We start from the raw sequence: 14,058 nt of genomic DNA, 5'->3' as shown, positions 1-14,058 counted from the left end.
ATGCTGTTGCCTTTTACCTGAGCATTGAACATTGAGCGTTGAGCATTGAAAATTTTTTCTTTGCGTTACAGGCATTGCCTGCCAACAATAATTACAGCAGCGGTAATCTTTAAATGAATAGTTTCGTTATTTTTATCGTTCATTCCTTTTAATACCAAAACTTCTTTAGCATGCAAAAATTTAAATTGCCGGCACTTGTATTTGCATTTGTAATAACCAGTTTGCAGATCAATGCCCAGGCCACTTTTCCCGTTAATGATGTTGCCAGCCCCAAAGACGGCAGCTATGCTTTTACCAATGCCACTATTGTAAAAGATGCCCAAAGCACTTTACAAAATGCCACTATGGTGATACGGCAGGGGAAAATTGAAAATATAGGCACCAATATCGCCATCCCAAAAGATGCCGTGGTAATTGATTGTAAGGGTAAATTTATCTACCCCTCTTTTATAGACATTTTCAGTGATTATGGTATTGTAACACCACAACGCCAGCAAGGTGGCGGTGGATTTTTTGGCGCCCAACAAATTACTTCGGGCACTAAAGGTGCATTTGGCTGGAACCAGGCCATTAAAAGCGAAACTGATGGCAGCAAATTATTTACCGGCGATGATGCCAAAGCAAAAACCTTACGTGACCTTGGTTTTGGTGCGGCACTCACCCACCAGAAAGATGGTATTGCAAGGGGTACTGGCCCATTGGTTTCACTGGCTACGCAGCCGGATAATTTTACCTTACTGAAAGATAAGGCAGCTGCTTTTTATTCCTTCAGTAAAGGTACTTCCACGCAGAGCTATCCCAATTCGATGATGGGTATGATCGCTTTATTGCGCCAGACCTATTTAGATGCCCAATGGTATAAATCGTCTCCGGCTAAAGAAGGCACTAACCTGTCGCTGAAAAGCTGGAACGATAACCAGAGCCTACCACAAATATTTGATGCCAATGATAAATGGAACGATATACGTGCCGATAAAATTGGTGATGAATTTGGTGTACAATATATTATTAAAGGCGGCGGTAACGAATACCAGCGCATTAAAGAAATTGCCGCTACTAAAGCTGCTTATATTCTTACTTTAAATTATCCTGCAGCAATGGATGTGGATGATCCGAATGACCTGCGTTTTGTGGGCCTGGACGACCTGAAACACTGGGAACTGGCACCGGGCAATGCAGCAGCATTGGAAAAAGCGGGTGTTCCTTTTTGTATTTCTACAGCAGACCTTGCCAACACCACCGACTTTATGCCTAACCTGCGCAAAGCTATTGAATATGGTTTAACAGAAACCAAAGCACTGGAAGCATTAACCAAAACACCTGCTACTTTATTAGGTGTGTACGATAAACTGGGTAGTTTAGATAATGGCAAGATCGCCAATTTTGTAATTACCTCCGGCCCCATCTTTGCTGAAAAAACCACTGTATTTCAAAACTGGACACAGGGCATTAAAAACGCTGTAAAAGAAGATAGCTGGTACGATGTAAAAGGTGCTTATAAATATACCGCCGGCAATGGCAAAGCATTTTCATTAGAATTAAAAGATGGTGGTGTGGCCAGCTTTATTGCTGCCGATACACTTACCGGCAAATACAGTTACGATGGTAAACTGGTAAAACTAAGTTATACCGAAGGCCGTGGCAGGGAGGCAAAAGAAACTATTTTAAGCGGTACTGCCAATGGCGATACCTGGAATGGTATGGGCAGGGATATTGCAGGCAACACGTTTACATGGTCGGCAAGTTTTGATCATACCCTGGAAGCAAAAGCTGATAGTGCTAAACCTAAAACACCTTTAGCATTGGGTAAAGTAACTTATCCGTTTGTAAGTTTTGGCTGGGAAGAAGCGCCTAAGCAGGAAAACATACTTATAAAAAATGCTACGGTATGGACAAGTGATGCAGCAGGCAAATTAGAAGAAACTGATGTGCTGGTAAAAGATGGTAAGATAGCCGCCATAGGAAAAAATTTATCTGATGCTACTGCAAAAGTGATTGATGGCAAGGGTAAACATTTAACACCGGGTATTATTGATGAGCACTCCCATATTGCTGCGGCTTCTATTAATGAAGGCGGGCAAAGTGTAACTTCTGAAGTAAGAATTGGTGATAACCTGAACCCTGAAGATGTAAATATTTACAGGCAGTTAAGTGGTGGTGTAACTACTTCTCATATACTGCACGGGTCGGCCAATACCATTGGCGGACAAACGCAGCTGATCAAATTACGCTGGGGTGCCAACGCCGAAGACCTGAAATTTGCGGGTGCTGATCCTTTCATCAAATTTGCGTTGGGTGAAAACGTAAAACGCAGTTCAAGTTCGCAGGGCAATACCCGTTTTCCTGATACAAGAATGGGTGTGGAAGAAGTGCAGATGGATGCTTTTCAAAGAGCCAGCGATTACCAGAAACAATGGAAAGCAGCAGAAGAGAATAATAAAAAGAAAGGTGCTACTCCAATGGTGGTAAGAAGAGACCTGGAACTGGATGCACTGGTAGAGATAATGAACAGCAAAAGATTTATCACCTGCCACTCTTATGTACAAAGCGAAATAAATGAAACCATGAAAGTGGCCGAGCATTTCGGTTTTAAAATAAACACGTTCACCCATATTTTAGAAGGTTATAAAGTAGCCGATAAAATGAAAGCGCATGGTGCTAACGCTTCTACCTTTAGTGACTGGTGGAATTATAAAATGGAAGTGGTGGATGCGATTGCCTACAATGCGTACATTATGAATAAAGTGGGTTTAAATGTAGCCATCAATTCTGATGATGCAGAAATGGCCCGCCGCTTAAACCAGGAAGCTGCTAAAAGTGTGAAGTATGGTGGCATGAGTGAAGAAGATGCCTTGAAGATGGTAACTATTAACCCTGCAAAGATGCTGCACGTAGATGCTAAAGTGGGCAGCATTAAAGTAGGTAAAGATGCGGATCTTGTTTTATGGAGCGATAACCCGTTGAGTATTTATGCCAATGCATTAACCACTATTGTAGATGGTACTATTTATTTTGACAGGGATAAAGACATGGAATTACGCAAACGCAACCAGGCCGAAAAAGCAAGGCTGATACAAAAATTAGCAGCGGCTAAAAAATCATCTGATACGCCAGGCGGCGCAAGAGGCAACTTTCAAAGGCCAAGGCCAAGATTTGAAGTGGTGAATACCTGTATGGATCATACACACCATGGCTTATTAGAGGTAGATGCAGATGAACTGGACGGGCAATAGCGGATAATGAATAATGAAATAATGTATAATTAATAATGAAAAAAATTATAATGAAAAAGATATTACTTGGTTGTTTAACGATATGCAGCTTTGCTACTGTTGCGGCACAGGAAACAGTGTACCCTGCTCCTGCACAAAAAGAAACCATTACTTTAACCAATGCTACTATTCATGTGGGCAATGGCAATGTAATTAATAGTGGTAATGTAGTGATCACTAACGGTAAGATAACCGAAGTTGGGGCCACTACTTCTACCAGCGGAAAGATAATTGATTGCAAAGGCAAACACATCTACCCCGGTTTGATACTAACTTCTACCGAAATAGGTTTAATGGAAGTACCTGCAGTAAGGGCCACTATTGATGCGGAAGAACTGGGAGAATTAAACCCCAGCATCCGATCTATTGTAGCTTATAATACCGATAGCAAAGTGATCAACACTTTACGCACCAGCGGTATTTTGTTAGCTAATACCGTACCCGGTGGCGGGCTGATCTCCGGTTCATCATCTGTAGTACAGCTGGATGCCTGGAACTGGGAAGATGCCGTGTACAAAATGGATGGCGCTATACATTTCCGCATGCCATCATTATTAGCACGTACCCGTGGCCGTGGTGGCTTTGGCGGCGCACAGCAACCACAGGTTGACCCTGTAAAAAGAGGTTTAGACCAGGTGGAAAGCGTAAAAGCATTCTTCAGGGAAGCCAAGGCTTATTTAGCTGAACCAACGCATGAGAATACCAATTTAAAATACGAAGCGGTAAAAGGTTTGTTTACTAAAAAACAAAAACTGTTTATCCATTGCAATATTGTAAAAGAAATGTTGCTGGCGGTTGACTTTGTAAAAGAATTTGGTTTTGATGTGGTACTGGAAGGAGCATCGGACAGCTGGCAGATAGCCGATCTTTTAAAACAAAATAATATTGCCGTGGTACTGGAACAATTGCATGCATTACCTACCATGGTAGATGATGATATTGACCAGCCTTTTAAAACCCCTGCAGTATTACAAAAAGCGGGTGTATTATTTGCCCTGAATGATAATGATGAAAACACCCGTAGCCGCAACCTGCCTTTTGAAGCCGGCACTGCTGCTGCTAATGGCCTTACCAAAGAAGAAGCTTTAACTGCCATTACTTTAAATGCTGCTAAAATATTAGGTATTGCTGATAAAACCGGTTCGGTAGAAACCGGTAAAGACGCTAATATTGTGGTAAGCGATGGCGATATACTGGATATGAAAAGCAATATCATTACCCATGCTTTTATACAAGGCCGGGAAGTGAACCTTACCAATAAACAAACGCAATTGTTTGACAAGTATAAATATAAGTATGGTATAAAGTAATTGTTTTTTTTACTATTTTTAATGCTGTAAGCGGTATCGCTTACAGCATTTTTAGTATATACCCCGCCGTGGTATTACCATGGCTGCCACCTGAAGTACTACCGGCCCTTCCATAGCTTTGGTACGGAGTAACCATAAGGTTGATACGGAGTAACCTGCCTTTAGCCCACCTTTCCCCTATTAATAAACCCGGCTGCAGCCCGGCGTTGCAATGTGTATTATTTATTTACAATTTTAAACCATTATTGTTATGGCTAAACAGAAAGGCCCTTTGTATTTACAGGGCACTATTGATGACCTTACATTTTATAAAATGCACGGCACACACCTGGTGCGTAAAAAAACGAGTCTTAATAAAGAGCGGGTTAGTACCGACCCTGCCTTTGCCAACAGCCGCAAAAGCAGCAGTGTATTTGCAGTTGCCGCCGCTATAGCATCGCAGGTGTACAGAAGCCTGCCCAAAGCTAAAAGAAAAAAAGGGCTGACAGGAAGGCTTACCGGCAAGGCCAATACATTATTGCACCAAGGGAAAAATAATGACGCCATAATTGCCGAACTAAAAAAGAGCGCCGGTGGTGCATAATACTATTATGCCCGTACTAACGCTTAAGGCTATTGTACACCGCAGGCAGGAATGTATTGCTATTTATTTCGCTAACGATAAAGCCCTGCAGGCTGCCATAAGAAAACTACCTGCTGTAAAATGGAGCCAGGCTAATACATGCTGGTATGTACCATTGAGTGAAGGCAATTATGAAGCCATTGTACAAACGGCTGTAAATAAAGCTACGGTGGATAATACTCACCTTAAAGCCTACCTGCAAAAAAGAAAGGGCATTGCAGCAACACTTACCCCGTCACAATTACCCTCTGTACCGGCAAAAATAGTGTTACCCCTATCGCCTGCTTACCGGTTATGTACAGAAAATATACAGGCCCTGGAGCAATTGATACAGCAGTTGCAATTAAAAGCCTACAGCGCATCTACCATGCGTACTTACCGCAATGAATTTTTGCAATTGCTGCAATTATTACAAACAAAACCTGTAAATAACCTTACTGCGGCAGATATAAAAAGATACATGGTATATGCTATGGAAAAAGAGGGCATCAGCGAGAACACGGCCCACAGCAGGTTGAATGCCTTAAAGTTTTATTTTGAACAGGTATTGGGCAGGGAGAAATTTTTTTGGGACATACCGAGGCCCAAGAAACCTCAGCTATTACCCAAATTACTTAATGAAGAAGAAATAAGGCAGCTGTTTAATGCCCTTGCCAATAAAAAGCACAAGGCCATGTTGTTTACCGTTTATAGTGCAGGGCTTAGAGTGAGTGAGATAGCAGCATTGAAAATAGCAGATATAGACAGCAAAAGAATGCAGCTTTTTATAAGCAGGGCAAAAGGGAAAAAAGACCGTTATGTAAATTTAAGCCCGGTATTACTTGATATTTTAAGAAATTATTTTACCACCTATAAGCCGGCACCGGTAAGGTATTTATTTGAGTCGGAGCAAACGGGCCAGGCCTACCCTACCCGAACCATACAACAGATATTTACCAATGCTAAAAATAAAGCCGGGATAAAAAAAGAAGTAGGGATACATAGCCTGCGGCACAGTTTTGCCACCCACCTGCTTGATAAGGGCACCGATATAAAATACATAAAAGAATTGCTGGGGCATTTTGATATTAAAACTACAGAGCGTTACCTGCATGTAAGTAAAAAGCAGTTGGTAAATATTGTAAGCCCCTTTGATGACTTGTGGAAGCAGGAAGCAATAGACTGGTAGCAGACCGTTTTGTATTTAAAAAAGTTGCGTTTAAATATTTTATTTTTTAATAAATAAATTCTTAATTTAGAATATGCAGCCGCACCTTGAAAGCATGTAAGTCAGGGTTGGCAACGCCATATTTTTTACAACAAGATCGGACATATTAAAAAAATAATTAAATGTCATTGATGCTACGGTAAATACAAAATGTATAACATTAAAGTGTTGATTTTCAATACAATTTTATTTAATTTTATAGCGTATAATAACATAAATACACACGTTGGTGGCAATCGCTCGACACACTCTAAAATTCGAAGATTATGAAAGAAGTATTTGACAAATTATCATCTTACAATATTTTTAATTACCTTTTACCGGGGGTTTTGTTTGTAATAATATCCAAACATTTTACGCCCTATGATTTTATTCAGGAAGATAATCTAATTGGAGGATTCCTTTATTATTTTATTGGAATGGTAATTAGCAGATTTGGTTCACTCATTGTTGAACCTATACTCAAATGGATTTCCTTTTTAAAATTTGTTGATTATAATGATTATGTACAAGCATCGAAAAAAGATACCAAGATTGAATTATTTTCAGAAGTTAACAACACCTATCGTACTGTATTGTCATTGTTTGTAGTCCTGCTATTATTGAGGCTCTACAGTATTGCTGAAATTAAGTATGATATTTCGACTAGCGTCACTCTAGTGATCCTTATTGGACTCATTTTGTTAATGTTTTTGTTTTCATATAGAAAGCAAACCAATTACCTGGTAAAAAGAGTTAATACAAATAAAAATTCCGACGTAGCATAAATTTAATTTTTTGTATTATGAGTATAATTAAATCTTTTTCAGTTGGTAATGGAGATATGTTTTACATCAACCACAATTCTGCTAACCTAACGATTATTGATTGCTCTATGAATTCTACAAACAGGGAAAGAATTGTAAATGAATTAATACAAAATAGCACTAACAAAGAAATTATAAGATTTATTTCAACACATCCAGATGAAGATCACATAAGTGGATTGGAATATCTAGATCAAAAAATGCCAATTCAAAATTTTTATTGCGTAAAAAATGAAGCCACGAAAAATGTAATCACAGCTGCTTTTACAAAATATTGTGAACTCAGAGATTCTGCCACTAAATCTTTCTATATTGAAAAGGGTTCGCGACGAAAATGGATGAATGAGAGTGGCCCCAATAACAATGGTGTAGAAATTGGGGCCTCTGGAATCAATATTTTGTGGCCAGTAACGGAAAATGAATTTTACAAGCAAGAACTTGAATTTGCAAAAAATGGAGGTAGTCCTAATAATATATCAGCAATTATCACATATTCTTTGCAGAATGGAATAACTGCCATGTGGATGGGAGATTTGGAAACTGAATTTCTTATATCTATTGAACCGGAATTAAATCTTTCCCAAATAGACATTCTATTTGCTCCTCATCATGGAAGAGATAGCGCAAAAATCCCTGAAGAATACTTACAAATTCTAAATCCAAAAATTGTGGTTATTGGCGAAGCCCCTTCTCAGCATCTAAATTATTACTCTAACTATAACACTATTACTCAGAATACAGCTGGAGATATTTTATTTGATTGCGACTCTGGGGAGGTTGACATATACGTCTCAAATCAAAACTATTCTGTCAATTTTCTTAACAACAAAGGGAGGACAGCATTTAATTATTACCTAGGAACGCTAACTATATAAAGTTGCAACTGCCACCAACATCGCATTGGCGTACATTGGGGCATGACCAACAATTCTTCATCATTTTTTCGCTAATCATCATTGGTTCGGGCTGGACAATCTTTTCTCAACATTTTATGTATCTTCAACATCAAATCAATGTGCAGCTTGACGATCCGGGCTTGACCAACATCAAATCCCCCAACGTCGCCAATGCACACACGTTAGCGGCAAAGCAAATGAAAATTTCAATCATCATAGTGGCTCTTTTTTGTAGCAATATTGTGGCCGGACAACAGTTAAGCAAAGCATATGTAGATAAATGGGTAACAGACAGTGATTCGACAATAAAAATTGACAATAACACTGTTTATTTCATTGGAATGCTTGCTTGGATGCCTTCCTTAGGTAATGCCGATTCGGCAATTAGTTCTATCGCTTTGAAAGATCTCCTTAAAATTGAATTCTATAAACCAACAACAGATACAGCAATTAATATGGTTTATGTAAGAAGAGCAAATTCGAATAATATTTTGATTTTTAAAAAAGGCGATCAATCAAGCTCGTTAATAAAATCAATATTTAAAAATGCAAACCAAATCTTTGAAGTAAGTTCTAATAATAATTTGCCTACGCTGGCGATAGATGATGTTTTGATAGAGGGTGCAAATGCAAAGACCGAAATTCATAAAATTAAAGCAAAAAAAATTAAAGCAATTGCTTTTTATGATTATCCTGTACCCCTGCGGCAATATGGGAAAAATGGAAAAGGATCTCTTGTTCAAATTTGGATGAAATGACATCAGGTAAGCTCTGCCGCTAACATGGGTTTGCCGCAACCCGGGCTGATACAACTTTCTTCATCATTTTATCTTAATTGTGCTTTGGCTATTGGGCTTGACCGCTCCGTAGACAAAAACTTTGATGATATGATAATTACGTTTATTAATTAACTTTAGCATATCGGCGGACACAGCTATGAATACCCGGGCTGCTGCAAGCCCTTGACGTTATCTGCTACCCCATCGCAACCACCCTGCTAACTTGAGCAGACAGACCCAAAAACATAAAACAGCTTTGCACAACAGTATCGTTTTTGGACAAAATTTTTAGTATTATTCTCTATATTTGCAAGACTATAAAATATGGAGTACGTTAATTACATAAACAAGCTTTTAAAACCGAAAATAACTGAAGAACAGGTTGTGTTAGACTTGTTTGCAGGTTGTGGTGGACTTTCACTTGGCTTTGAAGCAGCAGGTTATAAAACCATTGGTTATGAAATGGACAATGCCGCAACACAGACTTACAATCGTAACCTTGCAGGCGACTGTACTGCCATCAAACTTGACCTTGATTTTGAATATCCACAAGCTGAAATTGTAATTGGAGGTCCGCCTTGCCAACCTTTTAGCGTTGGTGGACACCAAAAAGGATTTGAAGATGCAAGGGACGGTTTCCCGATTTTTATTGACGCAGTAAAAAAATTAAACCCCAGCGTTTTCATGTTTGAAAATGTTCGTGGTTTGCTATACACCAACAAATGGTATTTTGAACTTGTTTTAGAAGAGCTGAAAAAGTTGGGTTATATCATTGAATTTAAACTATTAAATGCGGTCAATTTTGGTGTGCCTCAAAACAGGGAAAGACTTTTTGTTTTTGGACACAGAGCAAAATTTGAATTTCCTAAATCAAAAATATCTAAGGTTACAGTTGGCGAAGCAATTGGTGATATTATGTTTACTATTCCACCAGAAAGCAAATTTTTAAATGCTTCAATGGACACTTATGTTGCCAATTATGAAAAAGCATCAGCTTGTGTAAACCCAAGAGATTTATATGCCGACAGACCAGCAAGAACACTCACTTGCAGAAACCTTGCAGGTGCAACAGGCGATATGCAACGAGTGAAACTTGAAGACGGAAGACGAAGAAGATTATTGCACCGAGAAGCTGCAAGATTACAAACCTTTCCTGATTGGTTTGAGTTTGAAGGCAATGAAACACAACGCTACAACCAAATAGGCAATGCCGTTCCGCCATTGTTAGCATATCAACTTGCACAATCATTGAAAGCCTGTTATAATTTGGGTGAACTTTATACTACAGAAGAAATTATTGAACAAGACTATTCACCCAATAAGGTGCTTACATTATTTTAAAAATGAAAACATACATTACCAAAAGCACTAAATCAGAGAAAGTTCAAAAAATCATAAACGAAGCACTTGACATTTTAGAAAGTGTTGGTATTCCTGTAACTACAAAGACTGAACGTGGATTGGAAAGAATGGCTGTTTGCTTTTTAGCAGTTGCATCCGTTACCAAAGATTGGACAAAGGCTTCTGATAAATCGCATCTTAAAACAAGAGCGATAATCACAATCGTAAACAAAAACTTTGAAGAAAATATTTCATCAGGTTCGTATGACGACATAAGGCGTAAAGACTTGAAACTTCTTGTAATTGCCGACCTTGTTGTAAATAGTGGCGACAATTTGAGTGCGGCGACCAACGACCCAACGAGAGGTTATGCTTTGCATCCAGACTTTAAAAATCTGATTGTAAATTATGGCACAGCAGCATGGAACAAGAAATTAAAAGCCTTCAACAAAAACAAACCTTCACTTGCCGAACTTCTTGCAAGGAAAAGAAATATTGAGCAAATTCCTGTAACACTTCCAGGCGGAAAACCTTTACAGCTTTCACTTGGGGAGCATAATATTTTACAGAAAGAAATCATTGAACAATTTCTACCACGTTTTGGCAGCGATTGCAAAGTGCTTTACATTGGCGACACTTCAAATAAAATGTTGCACATTGACGAACCTGCATTAAAAGAGTTACAGTTTTTCAAACTTTCACATGACGAGTTGCCCGACATAATCGCATTCAGTAAAAAGAACAATTGGCTTTATCTTATTGAGGCAGTTCACAGTTCAGGTCCAATGTCTGAAATACGAGTACATGAATTAAAAAAGCTTTTGAAAGATTGCAAAGCGGAACTCATTTTTGTTACTGCATTTTTAACAAGAGCAGACTTTCGCAAGTGGACAATGGATATTGCTTGGGAAACCGAAGTTTGGATAGCCGACAATCCAGACCATCTTATTCACTTCAACGGACACAAATTTTTAGGTGCGTATTGACGACCACCGAGAGAAGGGGCAGCAGATAACATTGGGTTTTGTGCAAGTTGGGCAGACGGAATAACAATGAGCATTTGTAATTCTATTTGGCTTTTGTTCGGGCAGGACGTACATCGCTGAACTTTTGTACTTAACTTCAACTTTATATTTTCAATCAGCAGCGGTTCCGGGCAGACGGAATTCTATTTCCCAACCTGCACAAAGCCCTGTTCGTTGTGTGCCATTCTTGCGGACACCCTAAACATCAACCAGCAGACATAAAGACAAAATTCCTCAAAGACAAAAAGTTGATTGAATTATCCGAACACTTGCTTCTTTAGTCCTTTCTCTTAAGAACTGCAGCAGATAGTTTTGCAGAATGAAAAGAGACAAAATAATTTATTGGACAACAACAAGTATCGTTGCTTTGGGTGGACTTATAGCAGGTATAATCTACTTTACAAGTCCTATGATGGCAGAAAGATTTAAGCATTTGGGTTTTCCAGATTATTTCAGAATAGAATTAGCGACAGCAAAAATATTAGGTGCAGTTGCCATCATTTTGCCAATGGTTGTCAACCGAATTAAAGAATGGTCGTATGCAGGTTTTGCCATTGTATTTATTTCTGCAACCATAGCCCATCTTGTAGTTGATGGTGCGTCAGAAGCAATAAGTCCATTAATTCAATTATTACTTTTAGTTATATCGTATGTTTACTTTACCAAACTAAAAAATAATAAAGCGATTACAGGTAATTGAAAAAAATAAAAAACATACCGACCTTAAAGGATGATGGTTTTAAAACCATTATGCTGTACTATGACCGTGAGGAATACAACAAGAAAAATATTAACGACTTTTATATTCACGGACTTTCAGACAAGACTTATGAATTAAGAATGCCCTTGCCACCTCATCGCCAAAGTAATCATTCAATTCTTTTGGTAACAAAGGGTTCACTAATTGCAAGTTCAGGGTTTGACAATTATACGGTTGAGCAAAACGCAATTATTGTTGTGCCGGCAGGACAAATAACAAGTCTTTCCTTTATGTCGGACGACATTGAAGGGTTTTATCTTCATTTCTCAACCAATTATTTATCGCAAACAGACCTTGACTTTGCAGATTGGTTGGCAAAGCCTTTCATCAAATTTGAAGAAACAGAAATAGAACATTTATTGACGTTGCTTAAACGGATGCAAAAGTTAAACGAAAGTGACACTAACGAAAGCATTATAAAATCGTACTTGACAGCGTTTCTTTCAGAAATGAAGCAGTCCAATGATTTTCAGACAAGAGTTAATTTTCCAGCACACGAAAGGATTACTTTGGAATTTAAAAAGCTACTAAATTATAATATCACTAAACACAGTTCTGCCAGTTTCTATGCAGAAAAATTGAATGTTACGACAAACCATTTAAACAAGTCAGTAAAATCTACATTAGGAAAATCAGCATCTTCCTTAATTGACGAAATGTTGATTTTGGAAGCCAAAGTTTTAATGCAAAAAAGCAATATGGCAATTAGCGAAATAGCTTCTGAAATTGGGTTTGAAGACATTTCATATTTCGGACGGTTTTTTAAAAAACATACAGGCTCTACCCCAACTGAATATAGAAAGTTGATTGAATTGTCCGAATAGTTGCCTTATCCGTCCTTTCTGTAAAAATTTGAAGCAAATACTTTTGCATCAGATTAATAACAGAAAAGAAAATGAAATTTAAAATACTATTATCCTTTACACTATGCTTTTTATTGAAGTCTGCTTTTGCCCAAACACAAGACAGTTTACAAAGGGAGAATTTTCAAAACAAAGGCATACCCATTCCAATTGAAATATTTGTTGGCAATAAAGCATTCGCTTTTCAATTAATTGTTAGCAAACAATTTTCGCCAAAATCAAGATTTGGCTTTTTCAACGTAACAAACTTTACAGGCGACTATAAAACAACGAATCAAACATCTGATTTCTTTTCCCAATCATTGCTAACTGCTGAAATATGGAAAGGCATTTCATTAACAGCAGGACTTTCTGCAATCGGTTCTTCAAACACTTCAACAACAGTTAGACCTACAGCAGGGTTACAATATTTATTTGCCAACCGAGATTTTGTTGTTGTCATTTTGCCACGGTTTGACCTGACCCAAACATACAATTTTGAAACCTTTGCAGTTTTTGAATACAAACCAATGTTATCAAAAAATTGGGGAATTTATTCAAGGCTACAAGGACTTTACAATTATAATACGAAGCTCAAATTTCACGAAATAAGCAGCATTTATTTACGAGTTGGACTATCATACAAAAATGTTCAATTTGGTTTAGGCTCAAACCTTGACTTTTATGGACCAGACTATAACAGCACAAGCAACTTCGGACTATTTATTAAAACAGATTTATTCTAAAATAAAAACTATGAAAAAATTATCTAAAATACAGTCAATAATCGTTTTCACGATTGTAGTTTCAATTGCAATGTCTGCCATTATGAGTTTTGGCTTGTTGTTAGTAAGAGTAGGATGGCATCAAGGCTTTTTAAGTACGTGGTTTTTTAAATATTTCCTTGTAGACTTATGGCTTTCAATACCAACAGGTTTTATAGTAGTTCCTTTACTTAAAAAATTGGTTGACAAAATAACTGTAACTGAATAAGCATTATAATTGCAACCAGTTTTAGATAGACAACTTGCGGACTTCCAACATTTATGCAGCGTGACAGAATAGAACGGCACACAACATGAACTGTGTAAAAAAACAAATAAATTTTAGTTTTTTTTACGGTTTTGCTGAACAATAATTTGGTTGATACAAGCTGTTGTTTTTTACCACTGCAAATACTTGTTTTAATAGTTTGTTA

The 14,058-nt window shown here is 37.9% G+C and carries 13 protein-coding genes; all 13 read left to right on the top strand.

Translation table 11 applies throughout. The features are described 5' to 3' along the window. The first annotated feature begins 170 nt into the window (after positions 1 to 170). The 13 genes from ACQ334_RS16225 to ACQ334_RS16165 all read left to right on the top strand — a co-directional run bounded on the left by ACQ334_RS16225 (position 171) and on the right by ACQ334_RS16165 (position 13,853). Complete coding sequence (locus tag ACQ334_RS16225) at positions 171 to 3,233, top strand: amidohydrolase family protein (protein WP_430989300.1); 3,063 nt, start codon at positions 171 to 173, stop codon at positions 3,231 to 3,233. Positions 3,234 to 3,283: 50 nt separating this feature from the next. Further along, positions 3,284 to 4,582 carry an amidohydrolase family protein gene (locus tag ACQ334_RS16220; protein ID WP_430989299.1) on the top strand — a complete coding sequence of 433 codons (1,299 nt, stop codon included), beginning with the start codon at positions 3,284 to 3,286 and terminating at the stop codon, positions 4,580 to 4,582. Positions 4,583 to 4,832: 250 nt separating this feature from the next. Beyond that, entirely contained in the window at positions 4,833 to 5,165 is a 333-nt protein-coding gene (locus tag ACQ334_RS16215) for a hypothetical protein (protein WP_430989298.1), read from the top strand. A gap of 7 nt (positions 5,166 to 5,172) precedes the next feature. Continuing rightward, positions 5,173 to 6,372 (top strand): tyrosine-type recombinase/integrase, encoded by a 1,200-nt coding sequence (locus tag ACQ334_RS16210; protein ID WP_430989297.1) that lies wholly within the window; start codon positions 5,173 to 5,175, stop codon positions 6,370 to 6,372. A gap of 305 nt (positions 6,373 to 6,677) precedes the next feature. Then, the gene (locus ACQ334_RS16205) at positions 6,678 to 7,178 is read left to right on the top strand and encodes a hypothetical protein (protein ID WP_430989296.1); all 501 of its coding nucleotides are present in this window, start codon (positions 6,678 to 6,680) and stop codon (positions 7,176 to 7,178) included. A gap of 17 nt (positions 7,179 to 7,195) precedes the next feature. Next, positions 7,196 to 8,092 (top strand): hypothetical protein, encoded by an 897-nt coding sequence (locus ACQ334_RS16200; RefSeq protein WP_430989295.1) that lies wholly within the window; start codon positions 7,196 to 7,198, stop codon positions 8,090 to 8,092. A 2-nt stretch (positions 8,093 to 8,094) separates the two neighbouring features. Then, the gene (locus tag ACQ334_RS16195; RefSeq protein ID WP_430989294.1) at positions 8,095 to 8,871 is read left to right on the top strand and encodes a hypothetical protein; all 777 of its coding nucleotides are present in this window, start codon (positions 8,095 to 8,097) and stop codon (positions 8,869 to 8,871) included. Positions 8,872 to 9,216: 345 nt separating this feature from the next. Further along, complete coding sequence (locus ACQ334_RS16190) at positions 9,217 to 10,233, top strand: DNA cytosine methyltransferase (RefSeq protein WP_430989293.1); 1,017 nt, start codon at positions 9,217 to 9,219, stop codon at positions 10,231 to 10,233. 2 nt (positions 10,234 to 10,235) lie between these two features. Beyond that, positions 10,236 to 11,219 (top strand): BsuBI/PstI family type II restriction endonuclease, encoded by a 984-nt coding sequence (locus ACQ334_RS16185; protein WP_430989292.1) that lies wholly within the window; start codon positions 10,236 to 10,238, stop codon positions 11,217 to 11,219. 358 nt (positions 11,220 to 11,577) lie between these two features. Beyond that, a complete protein-coding gene (locus ACQ334_RS16180) occupies positions 11,578 to 11,958 on the top strand; it encodes a DoxX family protein (RefSeq protein WP_430989291.1) in 381 nt (126 codons plus the stop codon). Next, positions 11,955 to 12,842: a helix-turn-helix domain-containing protein gene (locus ACQ334_RS16175; RefSeq protein WP_430989290.1), complete on the top strand. Its 888-nt coding sequence runs from the start codon at positions 11,955 to 11,957 to the stop codon at positions 12,840 to 12,842. The genes ACQ334_RS16180 and ACQ334_RS16175 overlap by 4 nt, the downstream gene beginning before the upstream one ends. Before the next feature lie 71 nt (positions 12,843 to 12,913). Next, positions 12,914 to 13,606 carry a hypothetical protein gene (locus ACQ334_RS16170; RefSeq protein ID WP_430989289.1) on the top strand — a complete coding sequence of 231 codons (693 nt, stop codon included), beginning with the start codon at positions 12,914 to 12,916 and terminating at the stop codon, positions 13,604 to 13,606. A 10-nt stretch (positions 13,607 to 13,616) separates the two neighbouring features. Beyond that, positions 13,617 to 13,853, top strand: coding sequence for a DUF2798 domain-containing protein (locus ACQ334_RS16165; RefSeq protein WP_430989288.1), 237 nt, complete (start codon positions 13,617 to 13,619; stop codon positions 13,851 to 13,853). Positions 13,854 to 14,058: the final 205 nt, after the last annotated feature.

Origin of the sequence: Ferruginibacter sp. SUN106, from assembly GCF_050611765.1 — a bacterium.
GTDB lineage: Bacteria > Bacteroidota > Bacteroidia > Chitinophagales > Chitinophagaceae > Ferruginibacter.
This window is presented reverse-complemented; position numbering and strand designations above follow the sequence as displayed.

What these genes read in the sequence shown, in the direction of transcription:
- ACQ334_RS16200 (WP_430989295.1), top strand. Translation starts at nt 7,196, where the DNA reads ATGAGTATAATTAAATCTTTTTCAGTTGGTAATGGAGATATGTTTTAC.
- ACQ334_RS16210 (WP_430989297.1), top strand. Translation starts at nt 5,173, where the DNA reads ATGCCCGTACTAACGCTTAAGGCTATTGTACACCGCAGGCAGGAATGT.
- ACQ334_RS16180 (WP_430989291.1), top strand. Translation starts at nt 11,578, where the DNA reads ATGAAAAGAGACAAAATAATTTATTGGACAACAACAAGTATCGTTGCT.
- ACQ334_RS16165 (WP_430989288.1), top strand. Translation starts at nt 13,617, where the DNA reads ATGAAAAAATTATCTAAAATACAGTCAATAATCGTTTTCACGATTGTA.
- ACQ334_RS16225 (WP_430989300.1), top strand. Translation starts at nt 171, where the DNA reads ATGCAAAAATTTAAATTGCCGGCACTTGTATTTGCATTTGTAATAACC.
- ACQ334_RS16170 (WP_430989289.1), top strand. Translation starts at nt 12,914, where the DNA reads ATGAAATTTAAAATACTATTATCCTTTACACTATGCTTTTTATTGAAG.
- ACQ334_RS16185 (WP_430989292.1), top strand. Translation starts at nt 10,236, where the DNA reads ATGAAAACATACATTACCAAAAGCACTAAATCAGAGAAAGTTCAAAAA.
- ACQ334_RS16190 (WP_430989293.1), top strand. Translation starts at nt 9,217, where the DNA reads ATGGAGTACGTTAATTACATAAACAAGCTTTTAAAACCGAAAATAACT.
- ACQ334_RS16215 (WP_430989298.1), top strand. Translation starts at nt 4,833, where the DNA reads ATGGCTAAACAGAAAGGCCCTTTGTATTTACAGGGCACTATTGATGAC.
- ACQ334_RS16220 (WP_430989299.1), top strand. Translation starts at nt 3,284, where the DNA reads ATGAAAAAGATATTACTTGGTTGTTTAACGATATGCAGCTTTGCTACT.
- ACQ334_RS16205 (WP_430989296.1), top strand. Translation starts at nt 6,678, where the DNA reads ATGAAAGAAGTATTTGACAAATTATCATCTTACAATATTTTTAATTAC.